At 67.2% G+C, this 26,877-nt stretch carries 20 protein-coding genes and 2 pseudogenes; 14 read left to right on the top strand and 8 right to left on the bottom strand.

Annotated elements, in window-relative coordinates; translation table 11 throughout:
• Positions 1-86: 86 nt before the first annotated feature.
• The 5 genes and pseudogenes from AB0M59_RS52060 to AB0M59_RS52080 all read right to left on the bottom strand — a co-directional run.
• Positions 87-1,223: pseudogene (locus AB0M59_RS52060) on the bottom strand (IS256 family transposase); the annotation flags it as partial.
• A gap of 568 nt (positions 1,224-1,791) precedes the next feature.
• Positions 1,792-2,223 carry an OsmC family peroxiredoxin gene (locus tag AB0M59_RS52065; protein WP_364631412.1) on the bottom strand — a complete coding sequence of 144 codons (432 nt, stop codon included), beginning with the start codon at positions 2,221-2,223 and terminating at the stop codon, positions 1,792-1,794.
• A gap of 43 nt (positions 2,224-2,266) precedes the next feature.
• A complete protein-coding gene (locus AB0M59_RS52070; protein ID WP_364631415.1) occupies positions 2,267-2,449 on the bottom strand; it encodes an aldo/keto reductase in 183 nt (60 codons plus the stop codon).
• Positions 2,450-2,953: 504 nt separating this feature from the next.
• Positions 2,954-3,289: a hypothetical protein gene (locus tag AB0M59_RS52075; protein WP_364631418.1), complete on the bottom strand. Its 336-nt coding sequence runs from the start codon at positions 3,287-3,289 to the stop codon at positions 2,954-2,956.
• 43 nt (positions 3,290-3,332) lie between these two features.
• Positions 3,333-7,574, bottom strand: coding sequence for a polymorphic toxin-type HINT domain-containing protein (locus AB0M59_RS52080; RefSeq protein WP_364631419.1), 4,242 nt, complete (start codon positions 7,572-7,574; stop codon positions 3,333-3,335).
• Between the two features lie 267 nt (positions 7,575-7,841).
• Between AB0M59_RS52080 and AB0M59_RS52085 the strand changes: the two genes are divergently transcribed.
• A complete protein-coding gene (locus AB0M59_RS52085; protein ID WP_364631422.1) occupies positions 7,842-8,375 on the top strand; it encodes a hypothetical protein in 534 nt (177 codons plus the stop codon).
• A 127-nt stretch (positions 8,376-8,502) separates the two neighbouring features.
• The gene (locus AB0M59_RS52090) at positions 8,503-9,951 is read left to right on the top strand and encodes a ricin-type beta-trefoil lectin domain protein (RefSeq protein ID WP_364631425.1); all 1,449 of its coding nucleotides are present in this window, start codon (positions 8,503-8,505) and stop codon (positions 9,949-9,951) included.
• A gap of 16 nt (positions 9,952-9,967) precedes the next feature.
• On the opposite strand, the gene AB0M59_RS52095 is transcribed toward AB0M59_RS52090, so the two are convergent.
• Positions 9,968-10,675 carry a DUF2637 domain-containing protein gene (locus tag AB0M59_RS52095; RefSeq protein ID WP_364631428.1) on the bottom strand — a complete coding sequence of 236 codons (708 nt, stop codon included), beginning with the start codon at positions 10,673-10,675 and terminating at the stop codon, positions 9,968-9,970.
• 41 nt (positions 10,676-10,716) lie between these two features.
• Here AB0M59_RS52095 and AB0M59_RS52100 point away from each other — a divergent pair, with 41 nt between their 5' ends.
• The 5 genes and pseudogenes from AB0M59_RS52100 (at position 10,717) to AB0M59_RS52120 (ending at position 15,560) form a co-directional block, all read left to right on the top strand.
• Positions 10,717-11,064, top strand: a complete 348-nt coding sequence (locus tag AB0M59_RS52100; protein ID WP_364631430.1) for a hypothetical protein — start codon at positions 10,717-10,719, stop codon at positions 11,062-11,064.
• A 571-nt stretch (positions 11,065-11,635) separates the two neighbouring features.
• On the top strand, positions 11,636-13,732 hold the full coding sequence (locus AB0M59_RS52105; protein WP_364631432.1) for a tetratricopeptide repeat protein: 2,097 nt from the start codon (positions 11,636-11,638) through the stop codon (positions 13,730-13,732).
• Between the two features lie 119 nt (positions 13,733-13,851).
• Positions 13,852-14,073: pseudogene (locus tag AB0M59_RS52110) on the top strand (hypothetical protein); the annotation flags it as partial.
• A 97-nt stretch (positions 14,074-14,170) separates the two neighbouring features.
• Entirely contained in the window at positions 14,171-14,839 is a 669-nt protein-coding gene (locus AB0M59_RS52115; protein WP_364631434.1) for an NAD(P)-binding oxidoreductase, read from the top strand.
• A gap of 364 nt (positions 14,840-15,203) precedes the next feature.
• Positions 15,204-15,560 carry a hypothetical protein gene (locus AB0M59_RS52120; protein WP_364631437.1) on the top strand — a complete coding sequence of 119 codons (357 nt, stop codon included), beginning with the start codon at positions 15,204-15,206 and terminating at the stop codon, positions 15,558-15,560.
• A gap of 51 nt (positions 15,561-15,611) precedes the next feature.
• Here the strand turns inward: AB0M59_RS52120 and AB0M59_RS52125 are convergent, their stop codons facing one another.
• Entirely contained in the window at positions 15,612-16,301 is a 690-nt protein-coding gene (locus AB0M59_RS52125) for a haloacid dehalogenase-like hydrolase (RefSeq protein ID WP_364631439.1), read from the bottom strand.
• Between the two features lie 87 nt (positions 16,302-16,388).
• On the opposite strand from AB0M59_RS52125, the gene AB0M59_RS52130 reads away from it, so the two are divergent.
• The gene (locus AB0M59_RS52130) at positions 16,389-17,582 is read left to right on the top strand and encodes a helix-turn-helix transcriptional regulator (protein WP_364631442.1); all 1,194 of its coding nucleotides are present in this window, start codon (positions 16,389-16,391) and stop codon (positions 17,580-17,582) included.
• A 208-nt stretch (positions 17,583-17,790) separates the two neighbouring features.
• Positions 17,791-18,138 carry a hypothetical protein gene (locus tag AB0M59_RS52135; protein WP_364631445.1) on the top strand — a complete coding sequence of 116 codons (348 nt, stop codon included), beginning with the start codon at positions 17,791-17,793 and terminating at the stop codon, positions 18,136-18,138.
• 640 nt (positions 18,139-18,778) lie between these two features.
• Here the strand turns inward: AB0M59_RS52135 and AB0M59_RS52140 are convergent.
• Positions 18,779-19,938, bottom strand: a protein-coding gene (locus AB0M59_RS52140; RefSeq protein WP_364631448.1) for an IS3 family transposase whose coding sequence is annotated in 2 segments (ribosomal slippage) — positions 18,779-19,657 and positions 19,660-19,938 — 1,158 coding nt in all. Because the reading frame shifts where the segments join, the coding sequence is not laid out codon by codon here.
• A 653-nt stretch (positions 19,939-20,591) separates the two neighbouring features.
• On the opposite strand from AB0M59_RS52140, the gene AB0M59_RS52145 reads away from it, so the two are divergent.
• The 5 genes from AB0M59_RS52145 to istA all read left to right on the top strand — a co-directional run bounded on the left by AB0M59_RS52145 (position 20,592) and on the right by istA (position 26,808).
• Positions 20,592-20,897 (top strand): hypothetical protein, encoded by a 306-nt coding sequence (locus AB0M59_RS52145; protein WP_364631450.1) that lies wholly within the window; start codon positions 20,592-20,594, stop codon positions 20,895-20,897.
• On the top strand, positions 20,894-21,907 hold the full coding sequence (locus tag AB0M59_RS52150; protein WP_364631453.1) for an SAM-dependent methyltransferase: 1,014 nt from the start codon (positions 20,894-20,896) through the stop codon (positions 21,905-21,907). The genes AB0M59_RS52145 and AB0M59_RS52150 overlap by 4 nt, the downstream gene beginning before the upstream one ends.
• A 798-nt stretch (positions 21,908-22,705) precedes the next feature.
• A complete protein-coding gene (locus AB0M59_RS52155) occupies positions 22,706-23,905 on the top strand; it encodes a hypothetical protein (RefSeq protein WP_364631456.1) in 1,200 nt (399 codons plus the stop codon).
• Positions 23,906-23,968: 63 nt separating this feature from the next.
• On the top strand, positions 23,969-25,312 hold the full coding sequence (locus AB0M59_RS52160) for a Scr1 family TA system antitoxin-like transcriptional regulator (protein ID WP_364631458.1): 1,344 nt from the start codon (positions 23,969-23,971) through the stop codon (positions 25,310-25,312).
• Between the two features lie 140 nt (positions 25,313-25,452).
• Positions 25,453-26,808, top strand: coding sequence for an IS21 family transposase (istA, locus tag AB0M59_RS52165; protein ID WP_364631461.1), 1,356 nt, complete (start codon positions 25,453-25,455; stop codon positions 26,806-26,808).
• Positions 26,809-26,877 lie beyond the last annotated feature (69 nt).

Consider the following 26,877-nt stretch of genomic DNA (forward strand, 5'->3'; position numbering starts at 1 on the left):
CGCAGCCCAGCCGAAGCACTCGATCAGCTACTCTCACAACCAGACAGCAATCCACCCGGTGTTGCGTTGACCAGCTGAATCCACCCGGCCTGCTCGGTCGGGAAATGCCCGCGTGCGCGGACCGCCCGCCGGTAGCGGGCGTTCAGCGATTCGATCGCGTTTGTGGAGCAGATCATCGTCCGGATCTCGACGTCGTAGTCGAGGAACGGCGTGAACTCATTCCAGGCGTTGCGCCACAACCGAATCACCGCTGCGTGTTTCGCGCCCCATTTCTCTTCGAATTCGTCCAGAGCGGCCGCGGCGGCGTCCGGGCCGGGTGCGGTGTAGATAGGTTTGATGTCGCGTTTCACCGCGTCCCAGTCCCGGCGGGACACGAGTCGGAAGGTGTTGCGGATCAAGTGAACAATGCAGGTCTGAACAATAGTTTGCGGCCACACGTTCGCCACGACGTCGGGCAGGCCTTTGAGTCCGTCGCAGACGAGGAAGAACACGTCCCGAATGCCGCGATTCTTCAGGTCGATCAGCACGCTCATCCAGAACTTCGCGCCCTCGCCACCGGTGCCCATCCACAGGCCCAGCACGTCCTTATGACCGTCCACGGTGACGCCGATGGCGGCGTAGACGGGCCGGTTGGCGACCTGCCCGTCGCGGACCTTGACGTGGATCGCGTCGATGAACACAGCCACGTACACCGGGTCGAGTGGCCGGCTGGCCCAGTCATTCATTTCGGCGACGACTTTGTCGGTGATCCGTGAAATCGTCTCCTTCGACACCGCGGCACCGTAAATCTCGGCGAAGTGCGCGGAAATCTCTCCGGTCGTCATGCCCTTCGCATACAACGACAAGACAATCTCGTCCACCTCGGTGAGCCGACGCTGCCGCTTCTTCACGATCTGCGGCTCGAACGTGCTCTCCCGATCTCGGGGCACGTTGACTTCGACTTCACCAGCTGCGTCCGAGAGCACCGTTTTCGACCGTGTGCCGTTGCGCACGTTCGTCGACTCGCGGTCCGGGTCGGCCTGGTTCCTCTCGTGCCCGAGGTGCTCGGTCATCTCCTCCTTGAGCGCGGTTTCCAGCACATTCTTGCTGAACAGCTTCAGCAAGCCGTCCGGGCCGGTCAACGCCAGCCCCCGTGCCTTCGCCTCGGCCACCATCGCCGCCGCGGCGGCCTGCTCCGGCGACAGCTTCCGCGCCGGCTTGGACTCACTCTTGCGTGGACTCACAAGGTCCGATGTCATCACTCACAGTGCCCATCCCGCCGGACCTCAGCCCGGCGTGTCGGGCCGGAAACACCGATCTTGGGACAGTCCCTCGCCCTCGGACAACACGAGCAGGTGGCAGGAGGCATTGGAGCTGTACCGGCAACAAGGCCGCGCCGAAGACGTCGAGCGGGTGCAACGACAACTCGACGACCTTGGTTCGGCGCTGGAGTCGATCAAGCCGTCGGATACAGACGAGACCACGCAGCAGACGCGAAGCTCGGCATGCCGCGGCCCCAGGTCCGACTTGAGTGTCCGCTGGCAGGCGGGCCGCCAGGCATATGAGGAACAGCCAGCCTCCGTGGACCACGATGGAGGCGACATGCGCTGACGGCGTGGACATTCGAGGAAGTGTCATGGTCTTCGAGACTGATCACACCACTCGGCAGACGACAACGCGTCTATCACGCCTTCAGGTGAGAGACACGCCGACTGCCAGAATCAAGAACCGGTTGAGGGCGATCATCGGATGAATCGCGCCGCTGTGATCCGGGGTGGCCGCGCCCCGCGTGCCGCGGATCGAGTGATCGCGTCAGCCGGCGAGTGTTGCCTGCAGCGTAATCTCCGAGACCCCGGACAGAGCACGGCTGACCGCGCAGTTCACCTTCGCCTGCGAGGCGTACTCGCGGAACTGCGCCTCGTCGACACCAGCGACGCTGCCCTGCGTCGTCAGCTCGACCTTCAGGATCGTCGGCACGCCGTCGACCGGCCGCAACGTCACCGCGGCGTCCGTTTCAATCGATTTGGCCGGGAACCCGGCTCCCGCGAGGATGCTGGCGAGCGCCATCGAGAAGCACGTGGCGTGGGCCGCGGCGATGAGCTGCTCCGGGTTGGCCCCCGGGCCGTCCTCGAAGCGGGACTTGTACGTCACGCCACCGCTGATGCTCCCGCCGCCCGCAGTGAACTGCCCGGACCCGGTCGGGATATCGCCGTTCCAGTTCGCGTGGGCCTTCGAGACCGGCATACGTCCTCCAGAGATCGGTATCGGTGCTTGCGGACGGAGTCAATCAGGATCCGACCACGACCGCCAACGTGGCGAACTCCTCCTCCGACAGCCGGACCGCGGCCAACGCGACGTTCTCCTCGAGATGCGCGACCGACGATGCCCCCGGGATCGGCAGCACCACCGGCGACCGCCGCAGTAGCCAGGCGAGCGCACGACACGCCGCGCTGAGGCCCAGACTGGACACCGTGAGTAACCGACTTCGGAGCTCGTGCCCTGTCACCCGCAGCCGCGACCCACCGACACAGGCCGCTTCCCAGCAGTGGAATGGCTGATCAGCGTTGCGATCTGGCTCTCGCCACACCTACTCTGCGGGCGCCGCCGTCTCGCACGATCGATAGCCTACCGGCGGCCGAACGGCTATCGCGCGGGCCGCGGTCAGTTTCCCTTCGCCAGCGCACCAGCGCCTTGGTCGGGATGGTCCCGCCACGCTCGCCTATAGCTGGCGCGACGCCAACCTCGGCCCCGCCGCGACCAGCCGCGAGGCCCAGTACTGGCTGCACCAGTGGCGGCCCGGATTCACCGACAGGTTGCGCGACTGGGTACACGCCGATTGCCTCGACGGTGACCACCACCCTGCCGGTGCCCAGGCGCGGCAGAACCGGTTCGAGACGCCGTGAGTTCAGTTGCGGCCTGTGTGCAAGAAATTTCAGTTCCCTTGCGCACAGCGCTGCCTGAGGCCGTCCGATCGCTACTTCCCGGCTAGCCAGTCGCCGATTGACTTCCATTGGAAGCTTTCACGCCAGGTACTTTCAGCGTCAAGCCAGCCAATGAGGGCATCTCCCACCTTTTCGCGCGAAATCGTCAAAGTCTGGTAATGATTGTCCGCATTTCCTTCTCGGTACTCCAGTTGATAGGTGCCTTCAGGTCGAAGCCACGCTTGAATGTAGTGCTCACTGCCACTGGCGCTTTTCTCGTGCTCAAGGATGACGTGACCACCTCGAGGTAGTGCTTCAAGGACTGCACGGATATTGCTCTCGTCAGGCGTGTCTACACTGAGACCCGCAGATGTTCGCAACAAGACCACTTCTTCCTCCGTGTCCTCGACTGGGCCATCAGTATACCCAAGATTATTCGTACACGACTACAGAGAGCACGCCGACGATCTTGAAGCCTTTTGCAGCCCCATACCCCATTGCGATGTTGCCGCTCTGAACCCACGCGTCGAAGGCTCGTTGCTCGACAGATGGGCTGTACCGAGGTGCCGGTTTTACTTCGATGCCCAAGTATCTGTCATTCCCAAGGCTTACCACTCCGTCGTAGATTCGTGTCTGCACGCCGTTTCCTGTCGCATAAACGCGACCTCGAACGACTTCGAGTCCTTCGGATTCAAGCTGGTCCCAAGCTCGTGTCTCATTGGGTAATCCAACGTTTGAACCCATAGTGCCTGCATAGCGCCCGTCCGCGGTACGGATAGAGTCGTCGTCGTATCGGTATAGCCCATAGCCCAGATCCTCGATGCAGCGTGCACCGTTGTGCGCCAGTACGGCGATTGAGCCAGCCACCACGTAAAATGTGTGAACGCTAGCGACGGAGAGATTATAGGTCCGAGTCTTCGCCCCGTGGCGGCGTACGCCAACTATCTTCGCGCGCCCCTCACCCGGCGTATCGAGTTGCTGGCCGCGTTTCAGATCAGCAGCGAATGTCCACACCTGCAGTGTCGAGTTCCAAAACAGGTGATGAGCCGTCGATGTAACAGTCTTCGGCCCAGTCAGAGTGAGGACCGTGAGGTCGACGAAATCGGTGTCGCTGTCCGTGATATGAACAGCCTCGACTGCGTGCGACTGAACCTTCGTGTCGCCCGGCGAAGCGTTGAGAACCTGGTCACCTGGTTTGATGTCCTGGATGGCCTTGGTGGTCCGGTCGGCCATCAGCACTTGCGTGCCGGGGATGAAGCTGTTCGGCACACACGCGATCGGGTCTTCGGAGAGCTTGGTGGCAAATTCGGTGAGCTGCTTTTGTCGTGCGATCGACTCTGTCGCGATTTCGGCGGCTTCGCCGAGTTCGGCTCTGATTTCAACGCCGATAACGTCGAAGACGCTCTTGCCGCTGGCGATCGCTTCCGCCAGCTCGGCCGACGCTTCGAGAGCGTTGACGCCGCCGAGATCAGCCGCTGCACCGCCGAGCAGTGAGAGTATGTCGCAGACGCCGTCGCAAGCGGCGGTCAGCAGGCTGATGCCGATGAACAGGAAGATGTCGTCGACCGGGTCCGACCCGTCGTTGGTCAGGATGGGGTCGGGGTAGCGGGCCTGGAAGTTGGGATTGAACAGGTTGTGCGGGTCCAAGCACTGATTGGTCTTGAAGCTGCCCTGGGGGTTGAGCTGCCGGCAGAGGTCTTTCAGGTGCTGGATGATCCGGTCTTTGTCGGCCTGGGTACCGGTGACCAGGAGAATGCAGTCATCGGCGCTGTAGCCGTCCGCCGCGGATGCGGGCCGCATCGCGGGTTGGCATGCCTGCTTGCGCTGCTCGATGAGCTGCTGTTTCTCGCTGTCGAGCTTGCTGACGACCCCCTGCCACGCGGCCGTCGCGGCGGTGGCCGCTTCTCCGGCGCTCTTGCCGGCGGCGCGGGCTGCTTCGTAGGCGTCGTGGGCGGCCCCCGCGGCGTTCTGGGCGTAGCCCGCCGCATCTTGAGCGGAGCGCGTGGCCCAGGCGGCGGAGCTGCTGGCTCTGTCGGCGGCGGCGGTCGCGGTTGCTGCCGCCGCGGCAGCGGTGTTGGCCGATTGTTGTGCTTGCTGGGCTGAGGTGGCGGCGCGGTTGGCAGCGTTTTGGGCTTGCTGGGCGGCATCGGCAGCTTGCGTCGCCGCGGCGGCCGCTTGGTCGGCGTAGTGCGCTGCCTCGTCGGCGGCGTTCCGGGCGCGTGCCGCGGCGGCTTGGGCCTCGTTCGCGTCGTGGGTGGCGCTGTCCGCGGCGCTGGTGGCCTGGGCGAGGAGGCTGTCGATGGCCGCGTTGTGCGCGGCGGTGTTCTGATCGTGCCGCGCGGCGGTGTACTGGCCGACGGTCAGGAACTCGCGTACCAGCGTCGGGGGCCCGTCCAGCGCGGCCTGTGCGCCGGCGATGACCTCGCGGGCCCCGGCTGCCCGGGCGGCGGACTGCACCTGCTCCACCTTGAGCAGATCGTCGGTCTGCAGGGCGATGTACTGGCCGGTGTCGAGGAACTCCCGCAGCGCCTGGTCGGTCCCGGCGTCCAGGGCGTTCTGCCCGTGTTGGACGACCACCGTGCGGCCGGCCGCGCCGGCGGCGGACATAATCCGGCTGACCTGCAGAGTGTCGTCCTGCAGTCGTCCCGGATAGTCCCTGCTGCGCAGGAAGTTCCGCACGTCGCTGTCCGTGCCGGTCAGCGCCGCGGCGGCGGCCGTCTTGAAGCCGGGGGTGCCGGTGTCGGACAGCTCGCCGAGGATGACGCGGTCGTCTTGGCCTGCGGCCGCGGTCAAACCGGTGGTGATGAAGTCGACGGCTTCGTCGTCGGTCGCCTCGATTGCCGTGAGAGCCGCAGCTTTGGTCCACGGACCGCCGGTGTCCGCCAGCTTCAGTGCGACCGTGCGTGCGTACGCCACGATTGTGGCCCGCGCGGTACCTGGGGCGGTGGCTTCGGCGATAAGGCGGTTCGTGTCCGCGTCCCAGGTGCTCGCCTGATCCAGGTCCCAGCGCGGCGGGACCGGCCGGGCGGCGTATGCCGTGGCGGCCTCGCGGGCCGCGTCGTCGGCCTGCTGCCCGGTCAGTGCGATCCGGTCGTCGTCGGCCTGGCGAGCGACCTGGGCGATCTGCGAGGCCTGCTGAGCTGCGGTCACTGCCGTGTTCGCCGCGGCCGTCGCGGCGTTCGCGTGGTCGGTTGCCTTCTGCGCTGCTTCTGCCGCGTTTCCGGCGAAGACGGCTGCGGCGGCAGCAGCGTCAGCGGCTGCGGTGGCATTGGCCGCGGCAGCGTCGGCGGCGTCGGCGGCCTGACCGGCGGCGGTGCTGGCCTGATCCGCCCACGAGCGGCTGGCCTGAGCTGCGGCCACTGCCCGCCCCGCCTGTGCCCGCGCCCGGGCGGCCGCAGCCTGAGCCTGGCGGGCATCAGCGCCGGCGGCAGCGGAGGCATTCGCCGCGTCGGTCGCCGCTTGTGCCGCGGTCCGCGACTGGTTCGCGGCATCCGTCGCCGCATCCCCCGCGGTGCGTGCACTTTGCGAGGCCGTCCGGGCCGACCGTGCGGCGTTCGCAGCGGTCGAGGCGCTGAGCGCGGCGTCACGGGCGGTCTGCGCCGCCGCGGCCGCGTCACCGGCTTTCGTTTTGTCGCCGAGTGCTGCCGCTGCGGCGTCGTAGGCACGCGAAGCCGCTTTTCCCGCTTGCGACGCGGCTGCCGCGGCTCGCGACGCGGCGATCGCCGCGGTGTGTGCGGCGGCGGTGGCGGCGTTGGCCGCACCGATCGCCTGCCGCGCGGTGATCGACGCCTGATCCGCCGCATGGGCGGCCCGGTTCGCGGCATCGGTCGCCGCACCGGCGTTGCCCTGTGCCGCCGTGGCCGCGTCCTTGGCCTCCTGCGCTGCTTTCTGCGCCGCAGCAGCCTCGGTCACGGCCCGATCCGATTCCTCTTTCGCCTGCTGTGTCTGCGTTGCCGCCTGTTCGGCGGCAGCTTTGGCCGTGGCTACCAACTGTGCGATGGAGTCCGTCTCGGCGTCACGTGCTTGGGCAACAGGGAGATCGATGGCCAGAAACTGATTCAGCGCGTCCAACGTCCCGGCGTCGAGCGCCTGCTGCCCGACCTTTTTCACCTCCGGCCCGCCACCGGACATCGCACGACTGACCTTGACCGTCTGGTCGATCTCGAACGGGACTTGCCACCCCGAATCGAGGAACGCCCGCAGCGCGTCCTGAGTGCCCGCATCCAGCGCCTGCTGGCCGGCTTTCTTCACCTGCTCGCCACCGGCCGACATGATCTGGCTGACGCGGACACTGAGGTCAATTCCGTGCGGCGTCTCCCACCCGGTGGCGAGAAACGTCTCGAGTGCGTCGTCGGTGCCGGCGTCCAGTGCCTGCTGACCGGCCGAACGCGTCGCCACACCGCCGGCTGACATCATCCGGCTGACCTGCACGGTCCGGTCGATCGAGGCGTCCGGATCCTTCAGCGTCGTGAGGAACCGGGACACGTCTGCATCCGTGCCTGCCAGCGCTGTGGCGGCATCCCGCCGAGTCGCTGGACCGCCGAACTGCCACAACCGCAGCACCTTCGCCCGGTCCGAAGCCGGCGTGGCGGCCGTCGCAGCCGCCGCCTTCGGCTCCGCTTCCGCGGTGTGGGGCACCGCGATCGCAGCCGACATCAGCGACGCGGTCAGCACGATTGTCAGGGCAGCACGAAACAAGGGTCTTGCCGTACGCATCTGAGTCCCCCTCGGTCGACCGGTGCGCAGATCCCGCCCCGACGTAAAACGCGCACTCGAACATTTACCGGTCGAGCCGGATGCGGTCAACCGCCACTAAGAGGTGATCGACATCACAGAGCCTTACCCCGGATTGGCTGCTTAGTCTCGCGCTACCCGCATCGTTTCGATGTCAGTGTCCGCATTATTTGAAATGTCGGATTCGCTTGTTTTGAAGGGGGAGTCATGCACCGGTCGTACCGGACGTTTCTCGGCGCCGCGGCAGTCGCGGCGATCGCCGCTACCGTAGTGAGCATCGCCGCCGTCCCGGCCAGTGGTACCGCTTCGGCGGCGGACGAGCAGCCGTCCGCCGTGGAGAGCTACAGCTATCCGGGGGCAGACGCCATCTTGGCCAGCGATCACGTGCAGCTAATCAGTGGCGACGGGCACATTCTCTACAAGCCCTGCCCTGTACCGGAAACGGCCGGACTGATCATCGTGCGCAGCACCGACCGGATCGGGTCGGCTGGTACTGGAAAGGTGTGCTTCGAAGTCACTGGCACCGTCGGCCATCTGGTGTTGAAGATCCCGAACGTCTACGCCATCCGAGGCGACGGCTCGTCCGGCTCCGCGGGCCACAAGCTCACAGCCCAACTCACCACCGATACCGGCGCACACACGACGGTGGACGTCAATCCCAATGGGGACACGCAAGTCGGAATCGCGACCACTCCGCCTGGTGACGCGACGACGCTGCTCCAATTGGACGCATCGCGCTGACAACCGGCCTATACGTTTCGCCGCCGGCAACAACTTCGTTCGCCAACTTTCGCGACACGGACAAAGGATCCCTATGTCATTTCTTCATCACCGGGGCAGAGCCGTCACGGCCGCCCTGACTGCGGTCTTGGGCGCGGGTTTGCTGACCTGCGTCCCCGCTTCCGCTCTCAGCGGCGGTACCCAGATTTCCGACAGCGCCTACGCGTTCGTCGGCCGGCTCGAGGTCGGGACTCCTGGCGTCGACGGCCATGGGTGCAGCGCCGCACTCATCGACAGCTCCTGGATCGTCACGGCCACATCGTGTTTCGGCGGCGCGGGTCTTCAAGCAGGCGCGCCACCCAAGCCGACAACGGTCACGCTGGGGCGCACAGCCACGAACGCCGGCTACACCGCCCAGGTGACCTACGTGGCACCGAAACCCGACCGGGATGTGACCCTGGGACTGCTGAACGCACCGGTCACCGGAATCACGCCGGCCACGGTGAGTACCACCGCACCCGCCGCAGCCGAGACCTTGCTGGCCGTCGGCTACGGCCGCACCACCGACACCTGGGCTCCCGACCAGGCCCGCATCGCCCCCTTCATCGTGACCACCACCACCGACACCACCACCGCCCTGACCGGCGCCGACGGTGTCGACACATGCCAGGGCGACGCAGGTGGTCCCGCGCTCCGCCAGCACGCGGGTGCCGTGGAACTCGTCGCACTGCACAGCACCACGTGGCAACACGGCTGCCTGCTCAGCCACGAGACCCGCCAAGGCAGCACCGAAGCCCGCGTCGACAACATCACCGACTGGATCCGGCAGCAGACCGCGACGATCAGCATCCGCAACGCCAACGGACTCTGCCTGGACCTCGGCTCCAACGCCCCCGGCACCAAGGTCGTCACCGTCACCTGTCAAGCCGGCAACCTCAGCCAGCAGTGGCGCGTTCTCTCCGACGGCACGATCCGCAACTACAACGGCCTCGCGATGGACATCGGCTCCAACAATCCCGGTGAATTAGTGGTCACCGCCGTGGTTCAGGCGGGCAACCCAAGCCAGCAGTGGCAGGTGCTCGCCGATGGCACGATCCGCAACCACAACGCCCTGTGCGCGGACATCGGGGCCAACGCCACCGGCACACCGGTCGGCACAGCGACCTGCAGCGTCGGCAACAGCAGCCAGCAATGGACCGTCGGTGAACTGCATGCGGTATCCGGGAAAATCCGTAACCACAACGGGCTGTGCGCCGACCTGACCTCGAACACCACCGGCACCTGGATGATCACCGCGGCCTGCCAGCCGGCCGGCTCGGCCAGCCAGCAGTGGACCGCCCCGATCGACGGCACGATCCGCAACGCCAACGGTCTCTGTCTGGACCTGGGCTCCAACGCTCCCGGTACTCCCATCGGGACTGCCGCGTGCCAAGCAGGCGGCTGGATCAGCCAGCAGTGGCGCGTGCTGTCCAACGGCACGATCCGCAACTACAACGGCCTGGTCATGGACATCGGCACCAACGCCGCCGGCGCCACCGTGATCATCGCCAACACCCAACCCGGCAACCCCAGCCAACAATGGACCATGGGCGGCTGACCATCTTGGCGATGGATTAGTCCAGCCGGTGTCCAGAGCTACTGACTTGCGGGGTTTGCTCAGCCTTCCATTTACGAAGGATCCGCCGGCAATAGTCGTGCGTTCCGACTACCCGATCGAGTTCGGCTCCCGTCGGCGTACGGCCACGGGCTCGCTGGCTGACGTAGTAGTCCCATCCGCCACTCAGCTGTCCGGTCGGCGTTCTCTGCAGTGGGCCGCGAGACCAGCACCAAGCCGGCGGGCGCCGAAGTCTCGTCACCCGTCCCTGTCTCAGTAGTCGACCGCGCGTCTCGCTGTCGCCGACGGTGGCCTCGGGACCAGTCTCGCGAGACCGATGCTTCAACGCACCGTCCAACAACTCCACAGCCAGCAGCAGAACCAGCGGAGGGCACGCCGCTACCGTCACCTGCAGAACACTCAGCGCCGGCGCCGAGCCGATATTCGCCACCAGCGACAGGCAGATGCCGAACACGAACGCCAGCCACGCCACCCACCGACCCGACCGATGACCGTCGCGGTGCGTCTTCCACAGCTCGACTGTCGCGATCGCCAGGAGGCCGTCGACCAGCAACGGCCAGATCGACACTGTCACCGCATCCGCATCCGCATCCGCACCGAAGCGGAGCGCGAACTCACGCCCGTGACGATAGGAGGCATACGCCGAGCCGAGGGCAACCAGACCGGTGCAAGCGCACTGGAGGGGCTGCCCGGGGTTGGTTGACACCTCGAGTGTGAGGCTGCGACCTCACCTAAAAGGTTGCCATCGTGCCCAAGCTCTGTCCCCGTGAGTTCCGTGACGATGTCGTCGCCGTGGCCCGCCCCGGCGACGTGCTGCTTAAGCAGGTCGCGCAGCAATTCGGGACCTCCGAGTCGTGCCTGGCCAACTGGTTGCGTGCCGCCGACCTCGAGGACGGCACCCAGCCCGGAGTGACCCGGGACGAGTCCGCTGAGCTGCGCGACCGACGCAAGCGCAACCGCCTGCTACAGCAGGAAGACGAGGTCCTGCGTAAGGAAGCCGCATATCTCGCCCAGGGCAACCTGCCGGAAATAGCCTTCCCGCTCGTCCGTGAACTGGCCGTAGCCGACACCCAGTGCGGGTGTCGGTCGCGATGAGTGCTCGCCGCTCCCGCTCGCCGTCGCCGGCGACCCAGTGGGTCAGCAACGCGCGGGCCGCGCCGAACGCCATCGTTCGGTCCCCCTGGTTGCCCCGCGCGGCCAGCGGTACTACCCCGCGCACCGCCGCCTCCGTGCACGCCTGAGCCACGAGTTCCGACTTGCCGACCCCGGCGGAGCCTTCGACCACGACCGTCGCGTCCACCCGCGCCCGCACCGCTTCAGTATCGCTGAGTAGCAGTCCAGGTCATCGTCGCGCTCCAGGATCCCGCTATCGGACGCGGTGACCCCGCCGCCGCAATGCGTGCAGGACCTGCCGCACGTCCATCGGGGCGTGCCCGCCGGCCCGAGCCGACACGACGCACCCGGCAATTACCTTCCAGATGAACTCCTCGCGAGGACGCCGTCGCTCGGACTACCGACCACGTCCAAGCCGACCGCGCAGGCTGCGTCCATGTCCGTTGTTGATCAATCTCTCATCAAGTCGCCATTGCCCTCGACGCCCTGCTCCAAGTGGGTGGAGTCGGAGCTAGGATCACGACACCCGAGCGGATCTCGACACACTTGGAGTGTGTCCGTTGGCGATTCATCTGTGAAAGACCGAGGCAGCGACAACTCGGTTCGCGCCGAGGTGCCTCGTCAGCTGCCGTTGTCGATCCGCGAGTTCACCGGCCGCGCAGATCAACTGGCAGCGCTGGACAAGCTCATCGACCAGGGACCCGACGCAGGCACGTCGAAGGCTGTCGTCATCTCAGCCGTTGATGGTGCCGCCGGAATCGGAAAGACGGCGCTCGCGGTTCACTGGGCCCATCGCGTGCAGCACCGCTTCGCCGACGGCACCTTGTACATGAACCTGCGAGGCTACGGCCCAGGCGAACCGGCACCGCCGGCCGAGGTTCTCGACGGCTTCCTGCGTGCTCTGGGCGTCAGGGCCGACGCGATGCCGCAGAACGTCGACGCCCTCTCCGCGCGTTACCGGTCACTGCTTGCCGGCCTGCAAATGCTCATCGTCCTGGACAACGCCAACGGCGCGGAGCAGGTTCGCCCTCTGTTGCCGGGGACAGCGGGGTGCGTAGTCGTGGTAACCAGCCGAGACAGCCTTACCGGTCTGGTCGTGACCGAGTCTGCCACACGCCTGACCCTCGATCTTCTCTCCCCCGGCGAATCGGTGGCCTTGGTGCAGGAGATCATCGATTCGCAGCGCGGCGTTGCCGAGCCGGCGGCCGTCCGCGAACTGATTCGGTTGTGCGCACGGTTGCCCTTGGCGTTGCGCATCGCAGCAAGCAGGGTGTCCGCGGCGACAGCGACCACGGTCGCCGACGTGGTCGCCGAACTTACGGACGATCGGTATCGCCTGGACGCACTGAGCTGGGACAAGGACGATCGAGCAAAGATACGATCGGTGTTCGACTGGTCCTATAAGCGATTGCCCATTGATGAGGCCCGGCTGTTCCGGCGTCTCGGCCAGCACGTGGGTCCAGACTTCAGCCTGCACGCCGCGGCCGCGATCGCCGGGTTGGACCTCCCCGGAACCCGTCGGCTCTTACAGCATCTCACATCCGTCCACATGATCGAGTCCGGCAGCGGAGACCGCTACCGGTTCCATGACTTGCTGCACGCCTACGCCGCCGAAAAGGCCCGTCAGCACGCGAACTCCGCAGAGCGTGACCAGGTCGTGGAGGCGCTGACCAGCTGGTACGCGGACACGGCGCGGATCTGTGACGGACTGGTGTTCCCGGGCTTCAGCCGACTCCCGAACCGACCCCGGGTTTCGCCCATCACGCCGGTGTTTGCCGGCAGGACACCCGCACTCATATGGCTCGAGACCGAGCGGAACAACCTGTTGGCCGCGTTGCACCAGGCGGCGTCGCATGAACTGAACGCCCTTGCCGTCTCGATCACCGACAGCATCGGCTTTCTCAGCGCACGTGGGCATCGCAGAGAATGGCTTGATGCCGTGAGGATCGGCCTATCGGCCGCGCAGCGTTGCGGCGATCACCGCGCCGAGTGCTTGTTCCGCATCTGCCAGGGTGAGGGTCTCATGTTTCTGCAGAGGTGGGATGATGCCGTCGCTGCCTATCGCGCGGGGGTGGCCATCGCCTGCGAACTCGATGATCGTCTGTACGAAGCGTTTGGCTTGAACGGCCTGGGACTCCTCTTTCACAGACGTCAGCTTTTTCAAGAGTCCTTGCACTACCTACAAAAAGCTCTACCCTTGGTACTGGGTTCCGACAGCGGACGTCTCGAAGCCGTCGTCCTCGGAAACCTCAGTACTGCGTTCCATGGACTGGGCGACTATCAGCAGGCACTAACCTGCGGTGAACGCGACCTGGCCATTCGTCGACGAGTGGGCGACACCGACGGCGAAGTCGGCGGGCTCCACAAGATCGGACGTGCGAAGCAGGGACTCGGCGAGCATGAACAGGCTATCGAACTGTGCCGGGACGCGATCCATCTCGGCCGGCGCTTTGACATGAATCTCGACCTCAATGTGGCCGAGCCACTCGACACGCTGGCCCAGTCCTTGCGCCACATGGGCCATGCCGCCGAAGCGATAGATTCCTGGAGTGAAGCGGTAGTGATCTTCACCGAATACGGAGAACTCGGACGCGCCGCGGAAATCCGAACCCAGATAGAATTACTTCAGTCGAGCACAGGCCCGACCTAAACCACGACCGCCTGACCTAGCGCCCCAGGTTCATCCGGCTCACTGAAAGTGAATCAATAGCTGACGCCGCCGCCCAGCGGCACCCTCACCGGGCGTGACGAACCTCAGCCGCGCGCGTCGGACACGGCATCCACCACTACCTCGGCGCGCCACTGGCCCGGCTGGAGACGCGGATCGCGTTCCCATCCCTGCTCCAGCGGTTCCCGCAATTGCGCCTCACCGGCCAGCCACCCCGGTTTCGCGTCGCGGACGTCACGTACGTGCTCACCGAGCTGCAGGTGGCGTGGCGAGCCGCGTGTTCGACACACGGCCCTTGCGCAGCAACTGCAAGGCGTCCTTGACCTCGGCGGTCGCCCCGTAACGGCGCACCCGCCGCCTTCCTGATAATATCTATTACATATAATATCAACTACATATCTTTACGCGAGGAGCCCGCCCATGAAGCTGACCATCGTCGGCGCGACCGGCGGCGTCGGCGCACACCTGCTCGATCAGGCCGTCGCCGCCAATCACGACGTCACCGCCGTGGTCCGCAACCCCAGCCGGTTGCCTACGCCCGGCGAACCCGGCGCGCCCGCGCGAGTGGTGACCGCCGACCTCACCAGCGCCGCGCCGAATGCGGCATTCACCACCGCGATCGCGGGTGCCGACGCGGTGCTTTCCGCCCTCGGACCACGCCACCGCAGCGAAGACGGCGTCGTATCGCTGGGCACCCGCCGCATCGTCGACGCGATGCAGGTAGCGGGGGTGCGCCGACTCGTCCTGGTCAGCGTGGCCGGCATCGCCATGACTGCCGACGACCGACCAGACGCAGGGGCCGGCTGGTTCACCCGCACCATGCTCAGCAGGATCGCGCGGGCACGCCTGGCCCACCACTACGCCGACATCGCGGAGACCCACCGGTCGTTACGCCACACCGACCTCGACTGGACCACGGTTGGATGCCCGCTGCTGACCAACGGACCGGCCACCGGGCGCTACCGCACCGCGCTCGACCAGAGCGTCCGTGGTGGCTGGCGTATCACACGTGCCGATGCCGCTACGTGCTTGTTGGCCACCCTCAACCAGGCGGACACCGTCCGGCATTGCGTCGCCATCGCACACTGACGTGAACACCTCGTCGAACCGATCGCTGGCGTCGGCGGGCCCTCGAACGCGACGCTGAAACCGGCCACCGCGCACACGTCCGGGGATATCTCCCAGGTGTACGCCGACCCGGCCGGTCATCCCTTCTGCCTGTGCTGGCTGATCACCGAGCAGCGAAAGGTGACCTGAACAGCGCGTTCGCCGAAACAACGTTGCCCTGATGGGCCTGGGGCGACGGCTCATCGTTGGGTCGGACTCCACGCGGCTCGCAGCTGCCAACGCCCCCTTGCCCGGGTCGAATTGCTCGACGTGCCGGACCCCGGCAGCCACGCCTGCAATCGGCTCGACGCTCCGCGCAGGCCGGCCACTCGGGACGTGATCGCCGATGACCACGGCCCCGATCAACCCGTTCACCTTCCTCTGTGATGAACCCGCCATCGAACCACTCGCCACACTGATGGGACGTGGCTGGGAACTCCAGCCCCAGCTCGACGGCGAAGGCAACCTCGAACGATTCACCGGGGCGTTCACCTGGACCGACGACGGCTACGTCGACGCCCTCCGCGTCAAAAGCAAAACCGACGCCGCCGCCATACGCGTAGACCACGCCGGCGGGAAAGTCCGGGAACACGACGGCGACGCCCTCGACATCCTGCACCAGCTTCTCGAGCTACCCGCGCCCAGCGACCCACTCGCGCCCCGCCTCGTGCTGGGCTCGGCTCCGCAGTTATGGGTACTGTGAAGTCGCCGTAAGGTGTGCGTTCGCCTGATCTGCCTTCAGGGCTCGGAGAAATTACAGCTGAAGGTTCAACAGTGTCGGCACCGTCTGAGTCGCTCCGGCGTGACGCAACTCAGCTTCACTCGTCTTGCCGGTGGCCACGCCGACGACCCGTACGCCGGCGGACAGCCCGGCTTTGACATCGTTCGGCGTATCCCCGATCAGCACGATCTGCTCGTTGTCGAAGCGTGCACCGGTCCGTGCTTCAGCTCGTTGTCGTGCGATCTGCACCAGCGCCGAGCGCTCGGCGTGATCGTCACCAAAAGCGCTGCTATCGAAGTCGAGGAGGCTGGCGAGGTCGAACACCTCCAGCTTGATTCGTGCCACATCACGCAGGTTGCCGGTGAGAATCGCCTGGTGGATCGTACGGTCAGCAGCGAACCGCTCGAGCGTTTCCAGCGCACCGGGTAGAGCGCGTCCAGTGGTGGCCAGATTTTCACGGGCGTCCTCGTAGCCCCGTATCAAGGCGTCGGCGAGCTTCTGGATAGCCCGGTCGGTCACTTCCAGCCCGTTGACCTTCAGCGACTCGGCCATGATGTCCAGTTCGGTTTTGCCCGCGATGGTTGCCAGCTTGGCCAACGGCTGGCCGGTCGCCGCGGGGAACGCCCGGTCGTAGATGGCTCGCCCGACGCCCCTCGTCTCGATGAGTGTGTGGTCGATGTCCCACAGCACCAAGGTCCGAGGTGTGGCGTCAGACGTGGTCATGTCGAGAGTGTGCCATCCGTGACGTATCGAGCGCGGCGCGATACCATTCATCCTGGTCAGAGGCTCGGCAGGAGGCAACGCGAGATCGTGAACGACCATTTGGCGCGGGTGGTGGGCGACCGCGTGCGGTTCTACCGCACGGCCGCCCATCAGACGAAGACGGTCGTCGCCGGTCTTACCGGCATTACGCCGGACTACCTCTATCAGATTGAGCGCGGCCAGAAGCTGCCCACAATTCTGGTGCTCGCCCAACTCGCCGAAGTTTTGCGCGTCGAGCCAGGCGACTTGCTAAGCAATCGGCCGGCGCCGAAGGCCCGGCGCACCTCCAGCGTCACGGCTGACGCGATCTATCGCGCCATGACCGCACCGGCAGCGGTCAGGCCGTCTCCTGTCCGTGAACTCGGACGTCGAGTATGCGAGGCATGGTCCGCCTGGCAGACCTCCGGCCATCGCTATAGCGAACTGACCACCGACCTGCCGGAACTCATCGCAGCAACGGAAGCGACGATCCGCGATACGTCTGGCAAGCACCAGCGACAGACCCAAGCCGTAGCCGCCGACCTTTACGGCCTCCTCCGGACCGTGACAAAGCGCGTCGGCCGCGTTGATCTGTCGCTCCTCGCTGCCGACCGCGCGCAGCGGGCTGCCGAGCAGGCCGACGACCCGGTTCGGTTGGCCGGAGCGCGGTGGAACCTCATCCAGGTCATGCTTGCCGACGGTCATGCCGAGGCCGCCGAAGACGAAGCCATGAAGGCACTCGCCGACCTCCAGGCTGCGCTCGGCATCGACCATCTCGACGGTGCAGCGTTATCCGGCGCGCTCCTGCTGATTGCTGCGGTGGCGGCAGTCCGCGCCGGCAATACCTGGACCGGCCGAGACCGGCTCCGCCAGGCCGCGCCGCTGGCCGAGCGAGTCGGCGACCGCAACGTCTGCTGGACGGCGTTCGGGCCGACCAACGTTGCCATGTACGCCGTGTCGATCGAAGTGGAGTCCGGCGAAGCCGTAGAGGGCTTGCGGCTGGCCGCCAAGATCGACCACGAGCAGTCCCCCTCGATTGAGCGGCGGGTGGCTTTCCTGCTCGATCAGGCTAAGGGCTACGCACAGCGTCGCGAGTTCGCCCAAACGCTGGCCCTCTTAACCGCCGCCGAAACCGACGCACCAGAAGACGTCCTGTTCCGCCCCGCGGCACACACGCTCATCCGCACGGTCATGGAACGCGGGCGACGGACTGACTCTGCAGCTGCGGCACAGTTCGCCAACCGCATTGGCCTGCCGGTTTAGGAAACCCGCCGCCAACAACTACCCGAACTGACAGTTCGGGTTACCGGCCAGTAGTCGTCGTACCGTCGCGTTCTGGTACCGCGGCGGCTGGTTGATCTTCTGCTCGCCTCCGAGGTCACGAGCGAACTACGCACATATGACTTTGTTCGCCGTGATGAGTCCTGGGCCGTCGGGGTGCCGCCAACAACGACCCGGGATGTGTACGCCGATGACGACGACTCCATTCGCTTTCCTCTGTGATGAACCCGCCATCGAACCACTCGCCACACTGATGGGACGTGGCTGGGAACTCCAGCCCCAGCTCGACGGCGAAGGCAACCTCGAACGATTCACCGGGGCGTTCACCTGGACCGACGACGGCTACGTCGACGCCCTCCGCGTCAAAAGCAAAACCGACGCCGCCGCCATACGCGTAGACCACGCCGGCGGGAAAGTCCGGGAACACGACGGCGACGCCCTCACCATCCTGCACCAGCTCATCGAACTACCCGCCCCCAGCAGCCCGCTCGCGCCACGCCTCGTGCTGGGCTCGGCTCCCCAATTGTGGACACCGTGAAGTCGCCGTGGGCGCGGCGACGCGCGCGACGCCACCTCGCCATCGTCCAAGCACGACAAGCGCTGATGACCCTGCCCGACATCTGCTGGCACGACCCCCAATCCGAAGACCAAGCCCGCCGGCGACTTCACGACATTGCAGCGACCATCGACCACGCGCTGCGATGTGTCCGCGCAGGCTCAGAGCAGGCGCGAGCGTTGAAGTACGCCCAAACCTGGTTGACGGCCTGGCTGCAGGGCTGGGACGACCCGGACCTGATCCCGCCCGCCCACTCCCCCTCGATGTACCAGCGCCTCGAAACGGCTATGCGCGCCGTCTCCCTCCGGCTGGCACCAGACGGAGACACCGATCTGCCTCAAGATCCCGACGAACCGGCACCTCGATCGTAAACGACCCGAAAGCCCGGCCCGGACAGGCGACATGCCCACTCCCCTCTGTCCGGTCCGCGCGCCTCGACCGACCGCGAACCCCCCTTCCGGGCGGTCGAGGCGCTCCACCAACTCATCCCCGCTCGGAGTGCGAACACCGATGGAAGCGCAGGACCGCCGCATGACGACACCGACGACCAACCGGTCGACCGCGACCGTTCTGCGGTCGCCGGGTCTGCCCAGACTTCGGTTGACGCCGGAGCTGACTATTTTCAGGCCGCTGTCGCGGTCGTGTAGATGGTCTCAAACTCGACCGGGGTGAGCTTGCCCAGGGCGCGTTGGCGGCGTTTGCGGTGGTACTTCGTCTCGATCCAGGACACGATCGCCAACCTCAGTTCCTCCCGGGCCCGCCACCGACGCGTGTCCAGAACATTCTTCTGCAGCAACGAAAAGAACGACTCCATCGCGGCGTTGTCACCGCACGCACCGACCCGGCCCATCGACCCGGTCAGCCCATGAGCGCGCAGCAGGCGCTGGTAGGCCGCCGACCGGAACTGGGCCCCGCGGTCGGAGTGGACCACGGTACCGCGCGGGTCCCGGAGCGTGATGGCGTTGCGCAACGCGCTGACGGCGAGCGAGGCCCGCATGTGCGTGTCGATGGAGTAGCCGACGATCTTGTTGGAGTAGCAGTCTTTGATCGCACACAGATACAGCTTGCCCTCACCGGTGGGATGCTCGGTGATGTCGGTCAACCACGTGATATTCGGTGCGGTGGCGGTGAAGTTCCGCCGGACGAGGTCGTCGTGCACCGGCGGGCCCGCCTTCTTGTACCGTCCTTTTTTCATGGCGTGCAAAGAGAAGATCTGCTGCATGGAGCAGATCCGCCACACCCGGTTCTCGGAAGCGGTGAACCCGCGGCGGGCGAGTTCGTCGGCGATGAACCGGTATCCGTCGGCCGGGTCGTCGGCGTGGATCTCGAGGGCGGCGTTGATCAGGTGCGCGTCGTCCCAGTCCCGTTGCGAGACTGGGGCTGCGCACCATTGGTAGTAGGCCTGCCGGGAGATGCCCAGCACCCTGCACGTCACCGCGACCGGCACCCGCACGGGGGCGCCGGCCGCGGCCAGTTCACGGACGAGCGGGAAGACTATTTTCCCGGCAGATTGCCCTGCGCCAGATAGGCCGCGGCCTTGCGCAAGACCTCGTTCTCCTGCTCCAGCAACCGGTTGCGCTTACGCAACTCGCGCAACTCGGCGGACTCGTCCCGGGTCACACCGGGCCGGGAGCCGTCCTCGACGTCGGCGGCGCGCAGCCAGTTGGCCAGGCACGATTCGGAGATCCCGAAATCCTTCGCGACCTGCTTCAACGGTGTCTCGCCGCGACGGGCGACGGCTACGACGTCGTCACGGAACTCACGGGGGTAGGGCTTGGGCACGATGACATCCTTCCAGGCGAGGCCGAAGCCTCACAGGTGAGGTGTCAACCAGACCCTGGGCAGACCCGCCCACCACCAACCATCCGCGGATCCACCGCGTTCACCTCGCGACATTCGACACCACCGGCGTGCTCACACCGGCTTGCACGTCAGCCGAGTTCCGCCGCGACACCGTCACGTCGGCACGAACCCCCAACCCGCACTACCGCCACACCTCCGCAGACGTGACCTGCGAGAAACCTCCATGCAGCAACGACAACACCGGCGCCGACGCAGCTGACGATTCGGTCGGGAACCCGGCTACCGCGGAGCCGCCATGCCCGTAACCGACGGCGCCCGCCCCGAAACCTACTGGTGGAGCACCGCCCGCCCGCGGCCCCTCCACGACTACCTCGACTCCCACACCGTCACAGCGTTCCTGTGGCACTGGCCCACCCACGACCGCGACTGGCCCTACACCGTTCACCCCCTCCAGCTCGCACGGAAAGACTTCGATGGCGAAAACCGACACCGGCGAACTCGCCCACGCCGTGTGGACGCAACTGCAGGCCCACCGCAAACACCGCAGCTGGTCCCGCCCTGCCCTCGCCACATGAACCAACGGCCGCACCACGGAGAAAACCCTCATCACGTGGGAAAAAGCAACCCGCTCGATGTCCCTTCTCCAGCTCGGCGACGCCGGCCAGATCTACCAACTCCGGCCCTCCGAACTGCTGGCGCGCGCTGAACGCCGCATCGCCTGGGACCCGGACATCGCCGTGGACCTCAACGCCCTGGCCGCCACCCAGCTCAACGCACTACGTCCCGCAGCCCGGTGGCCACGCGAACAACTCCTCGCCGCGCAACCACCGTTTCGGGGGCTAGCCCCCGACGACCTCACAGCGCTCGCCGACCGATGCCGCTTGACCACCGCGCACCTGACCATCCTGCTCTCCACCGAGGCACCGGTACACCGATGACGCCACCAGAAACGACACAACGCACCGCGACCCACCAGACCAATGCCGACGATGCACCGTGGTGGTGGAAACCATGCGGAACCGACCCCGCCCGGATCAACCTCGCCTACCTCTACGACGCCTTCCGCGAAGCCAAAAACACCGACGGACGCTCCGTCCCCTCCGTCAAATTCGCCCACAACAACGAACACGACGCCGCCCTCCGACTGGACGCACGTATGCCCGGCACGGGATTCGTGTTCCGATCCGAAAGGGCATTCCTCGACCGCGCCGCCGCCTACCTCGTCGCCCGCCAAGGCATCAGCAGCATTGTGGTCGCCGGCGCGGGCCTGCCGCACATCTCCGGACACGACGACCTGCATTCCCTCGTCCGCCGGTGCGAGGCGAGCAACCGCAACCGCACGCAGACCACGACCCGCGCGAGCGTCATCTACGTCGAACGCGACCCGCTGACCCTCGCGCAGCTGCGCACACTCGCCGATGCCGACAACGGCGTCCACGTCGTCGACGCCGACCCCTGGGACCCCACCGCGATGTGGGACACCCTCTACAACTCCAGCAGCGAAAACCCCGGGCTGGTCTCTCCCGACGACGGCCGCGTGGCGTTGCTGCTGGGCGCAGTGATGTCTTTTCACGGCGGCAGCCGCGCCGAAGCCACCCAAGTGGTGCAGGACCACATCAACCGGCTGCCCGTCGGCGCGTTCGTGGCCATGACGCACCTGCTGATGCCCGAACACCCCGACCTCGCCGCGCAGGCGCTCGAGTTCGAAGACGTCCTGCAGCACCACGGGCCCGGCACCGGCAGCCTTGCCACCCACGCCCAGATCGAGGCGATGATCCACGGCACGGCCCCGCTGCCACCCGGAATCGTGCCGGCGTTCACCTGGTACCCCGACGGGCCGCCCACGGACCCGCCGGTATGCGGGAACTTCACCGCCGCGGTCCTCACCCAGAAACCGGGACCGGACGACAACCTGCCGGAACCCCCGTGGCGGCCGACAAACACCTGACGTCCTGGCCGCCCGCATCCCGATCCCGACGTCGCGGACGGTCAGGGATCCGGGGCCGATCTCGTCGCACGAAGCTCGTGCGCGGCGACATCGTCGCCCGGACTCGACCGGTCACCGGAGATAGCCAGTCACGTCTCGCACACCCACAGGTCAAGAGTCGGCCTCCACGTGCCCGAGATCCGCGGGTGCCTGGCCGCGCACAACCATCCTCTTGCGCGGCCAGGCATCCACGCCCCACACGACGTGCCGCATCCCCGCGGCTACGCCGACCCGCATCCGGTGAAGCAGCCTCTCCATGACCTCACCACCCGCGGCCACCAGGCCAGACCACAGCGCCGTGGCGTCGCCATCCGACGGCGCGCCCTGCAATGAGGACCGGTGATGCGGCGTGAGCACGACAGCCACAGGCCCCGCACCCGAAGCGGAGCAGGCGTCGGCAAAGTCGATCGCCCAGCTGGTGCCGCCGACAGTCGAGCATTACGCCCGCACCGGACGTGCGGTCACCGCCACCGAGACCGCCCTCTCTCCCATGCGGACGCGTCCAGGCGGCGTGCCGAGCACTACCTGGTCCGTGCCCACGGCTATTCGGACACACCGAGCGCGTCGCCCCCGAGCGCAGCGGACCCACGGCGCCGCCGGTACCGAGCAGCGAGCCCTCGTTCGCGCCCGGCGTCTCCCCCCACGCCCGCCTCACCGTCATCGTCGCGACCAGCGACCTCGCGGCGCACCGCCCGCACAGCCCGACCGGCCGGGCCGGTGAGTCTCGTCCACGGGCACCTACCCGGCCCCGCACAACAGGTGTATCAACTGCTGGCCGACCACCCCGGGGCCGACACCACCGCCGCGCCCCTGGCCGCCGCTCTCGACCTGCCCGAGACCGACATCAGCGCCGCGCTGCAGCAACTGCACGCGACACACCTGGTGCAACGCCGACCCGGAGACCGTTACCGGCTCGCCGATCGCGTCCGGACCCACGCCAGCCACCTGCGCGGCCAGGAACCACCGTCGGCGCGCACGCGCCAGCATGCCCGGCTGATCGACTTCTACGCCGCCAGCGCAGCCGCCGCCGTCCTGCTCGTCGCGCCGGAGGCCCACCGGTTCAGCCCGCCCGTCGCGCACGACACCCTTGCGCTGCGACACGCCGACCAGCGCCGGGCACGCGCCTGGTTCGGCTGGGAACACCACGTGCTGCGCACCGTCGCCGCCACCGCACTCGGCTGGGGATGGGACGACGTCGTGGTCGAGCTGGCCGAGGCAGTCTGGCACCTGGCCCGCCCCGGCTATCACCACGACGACCTCGTCCACATCCAGTACGCCGGCCACACCGCCGCAGCCCGCTCACATCCGGGCATCGCGCCGGTCTTCCAGGCCCGCGCCGCCGCCGGGCTATCCGACCTGGGCCGCCACGACGACGCCTTCGCCGCCGCCACCCACACCGCCGCGCACGCCCACGACCTCGGCGACGCGCATCTGCTGGCCCTGACACAGTCGGTCAGCGGGCGGGTCCAGCTGGCCGCCGGCCGCGCCGACGACGCGTTCCAGGCCCTCGGCAACGCCCTGCGCCCCCAGCGACGCCTGATCGACGACCAATTCGGACACGCTGTCCTGCACCGCCGGATCGGACAGGCCTACCTCGCCCTCGGCCACCCCCAGCAAGCGCTGCTGCACCTACGCGACTCGCGCGAGGAAATGACCCGAGCCGGACATCCCCTCGGGGCCGCACGCGCGGCGACCTGGCTGGCCGAGGCCCTCGTCGCCACCGGCCGCGCCGGGCCGGCCTTCGCCGAACTGAGCCAGGCACGCGAACTCATCGGCGACACCGTCGCCGTGCGCTACCGCGCGCAGCTGGACCTGACCGCCGCCCGCGCCGCGTTCCACCTGGGCGACATCGGCATCACCCGCCGCCTCACCGACACCCTGATCACCCAGCTCACCCACGCCGGCCCCGGCGCCGCCGCCGACCTGCACGCCGCCACCGAGTTGCGCAATCAGCTCTGACAACCCCGCCTGAACCAACCCCCGAGCACCCGGCAACCCCACTACGACGACCCAGGAAACACATTGCCTCGACGCACAACCACAGAGCCACAGAACAAGACACGACTCGCCTTCAACCCCGCGACCATCAGTGTCAGCCTCAAACTCCGCCGCCTGCGCGAAGCCCGCGGGCTCAAACTCCGCGCCGTCGCCCGAACCATGGCCGTGTCAGCCTCCCAGCTCTCGGCGTGGGAACTCGGACGACGACTCCCCGACCCCAGCACAACAGCCTTCATCCTGGCGGTCCTACGCGTCGACTACTCCACCGCGCAACGCATCATCACCCAAGCCAGACAAAGCACAGTCCCCGACCTCGCCGACACCGACCACCGCGACCACGCAGCTCTCGGCTGGCACTACGAACACCTCGCCGACCGCACCACCATCTGGGCCCCCGCCCTCATCCCCGACCTGCTGCGCACCCCCGAACACGACCTCAGCTTGTTCACCCACCCCGTGGCCGACACCGACCTCGACGACGCCTACGCCGCGGCGCTGCCCCAGCGACGGGACGACCTCGCCGACCTCACCCGCCGCTACACCTTCCTCATCGGCGACACCGCGCTCCGCGCGTGCCCACCGCTGCTGCACCACGACCAAATCACCTATCTCCGTGCGATGGCACAGCAGCGGAACATCACCATCGTCATCGTTGCTGCCCAGGTGTGCCCGCCCGGCCTGGTCGCCCCGTTCACCCTCTTCGAGAAAGACAGGATCACCATCGCGGCGGCGCTCCGACACCATCACGCCAGCACCTACCTCACCGATCCCAGCGCACTGAACCGCTTCCGCCGGACCGCAACCCGGCTGCGCAAACTGGGCACCACCACGATCACCGACCTCGACGACCAACCCCACGATCACGTGCCGCAACTCGAGGAGCACCGTCGTGCTCTCAGCACATCAGCGACCGCCGACGACGCCGGTCACGACGCAGTCACGGCACCGCAGGCCCTGCCGCACCCCAGCCCGCCGCCGTCACTCCCATCGACAGTTCCCGTCATCGAGCCGCGCCGGCAGCTTCTGAACGAGCCCGCGCCATCACCAGCACGGCATGGCGGTGACAGCGCTGCCCCGGAACCGGACGAGCCGCACCGGGCGCATTCCGTGACACATGACCCGGCGGCGTCGGTCCTCATACCGGGTGTGCTCGTCCTCGGGGAGCAGGTTGCGCGACTGCGTGCTGCGCGCGGTCTCGCTCGAGACCACCTCGCCGCAGCAATCGAGGTACCGGCATCTCGCCTCGCGCGGCTCGAACACGGCCACACCGTCCTGTCCTCACTCGTCGACATCGCGGCCATGGCCGACGTCCTCGGCGCCCCACGCGCCGAGCTGGCCACCGCAGCCCTGCACGACTACGAACTCTGATGGCGCTAACTGATTCTCCCCAGTGTTGCTAGATCAACTTTCCCAGGTAGGTGTCCTACCGGCGTGTCGTTTGCGCTGGTCAGTGGCCTTCGGGCGACGGTTCTCGGTGTTGATCACTGTGGATCGTCGCTGGAGGGCTGATGCTGTCTCTGGAGGAAGACGTGCAGGCGCATGCGCTGCGTCAACAGGGCTGGTCGATCTCGGCGATCGCCAGACATCTGGGCGTGGACCGCAAGACGGTCCGGGCATATCTATCGGGCGAACGGGAGCCAGGTCGACGGCGGCGGACTCAGGCGACGGTCATCGAGCCGTTCCTCAACTACTGCCGGACCCGGCTGGCCGACGACCCTCACCTGTGGGCATCGACGCTCTTCGACGAGCTTGTTGACCTGGGTTTCAGTGGTTCTTACCCGTCTCTGACTGCGGCGATCCGGACTCATCAGCTGCGGCCGCACTGCGAGCCCTGCCAGGTCTCCCGCGGCCGGGACGTCGCGATCATCGCTCATCCGCCGGGCGAGGAGACCCAGTTCGACTGGGTGGAGCTGCCGAACCCGCCGGCGGGGTGGGGTGTCGGGCGGCATGCGCATTTGCTGGTCGGCGCACTGGCGTATTCGGGCCGCTGGCGTGGCGTCCTGGCCGACGCCGAGGACTTCCCGCATCTGATCGAGGCCCTCGACACCGTCGTGCGCAAGCTCGGCGGCACCACCCACGACTGGCGCTTCGATCGGATGGCGACCGTCTGCTCCCCGTCCACCGGCCGACTGACCGCCGCGTTCGCCCAGGCGGCCAAGCACTACGGAGTCCGTTCCGTGGTCTGCCCGCCTCGACGCGGGAACCGCAAAGGTGTTGTGGAGAAAGCGAATCACTCCGCCGCGCAGCGATGGTGGCGCACAGTCGCCGACAACGCCACCGTCGTGGAGGCGCAAGCCGGGCTGGACCGGCTCGCGGTCAAGCTCGACGACCGCCGCCGGGTCCGCGACGGCGAACCCACCACCGTCGCCGCGCTGGCCGCGGAGGAGGCTCTGCGGGCGCCGCCGCTGGTGGCGTTCCCCGCCGAGTTCGACGTGACCCGGACCGTGACACCGCAAGCGCTGGTTTCTCTCCGTGGCAACTACTATTCGGTCCCGCCCGGGTTGGGCGGCGCCTCCGTTCAGGTCCGACACCGGCTCGGCGCGGACACGCTGCGCATCGTCACCGCCGGCGGCGCGACCGTCGCGGTCCACCACCGCGCACCCGACGGCGCCGGGCGGATGATCCGCGACGACGGACACGTCGCCGCGCTGGAAAAGGCCGCGCTGGGCGCGTTCAGCACGGATCGGCCCGGCACCCACAAGACCCGCCGTCCGCCTTCGGCGGCGGCGCTGGCCGAAGCGGCACGACTGCGCGGCCTGCCCGCGACGGGGCCTGCGGCCCACGTCGTGATCGACCTGTCCGCCTACGCGGCCACCGCCGCCCGGCTCGACAGGGCGCCCACCAATGAACCCCAGGAAGGTTGAACCTGTTGTCTGTCAACAAATCCGCGCCACAGATGAGTGAAGCCCGTCGCTATCAGCAGCTGCGCGCGC

Source organism: Amycolatopsis sp. NPDC051371 (genome assembly GCF_040682155.1).
Classification (GTDB): Bacteria; Actinomycetota; Actinomycetes; order Mycobacteriales; family Pseudonocardiaceae; genus Amycolatopsis.

Coding starts and splice junctions, on each gene's coding strand:
- AB0M59_RS52135 (WP_364631445.1), top strand. CDS start 17,791: ATGACGACGACTCCATTCGCTTTCCTCTGTGATGAACCCGCCATCGAA.
- istA (WP_364631461.1), top strand. CDS start 25,453: ATGCTGTCTCTGGAGGAAGACGTGCAGGCGCATGCGCTGCGTCAACAG.
- AB0M59_RS52150 (WP_364631453.1), top strand. CDS start 20,894: ATGACGCCACCAGAAACGACACAACGCACCGCGACCCACCAGACCAAT.
- AB0M59_RS52115 (WP_364631434.1), top strand. CDS start 14,171: ATGAAGCTGACCATCGTCGGCGCGACCGGCGGCGTCGGCGCACACCTG.
- AB0M59_RS52065 (WP_364631412.1), bottom strand. CDS start 2,223: ATGCCGGTCTCGAAGGCCCACGCGAACTGGAACGGCGATATCCCGACC.
- AB0M59_RS52125 (WP_364631439.1), bottom strand. CDS start 16,301: ATGACCACGTCTGACGCCACACCTCGGACCTTGGTGCTGTGGGACATC.
- AB0M59_RS52120 (WP_364631437.1), top strand. CDS start 15,204: ATGACCACGGCCCCGATCAACCCGTTCACCTTCCTCTGTGATGAACCC.
- AB0M59_RS52085 (WP_364631422.1), top strand. CDS start 7,842: ATGCACCGGTCGTACCGGACGTTTCTCGGCGCCGCGGCAGTCGCGGCG.
- AB0M59_RS52145 (WP_364631450.1), top strand. CDS start 20,592: ATGTCCCTTCTCCAGCTCGGCGACGCCGGCCAGATCTACCAACTCCGG.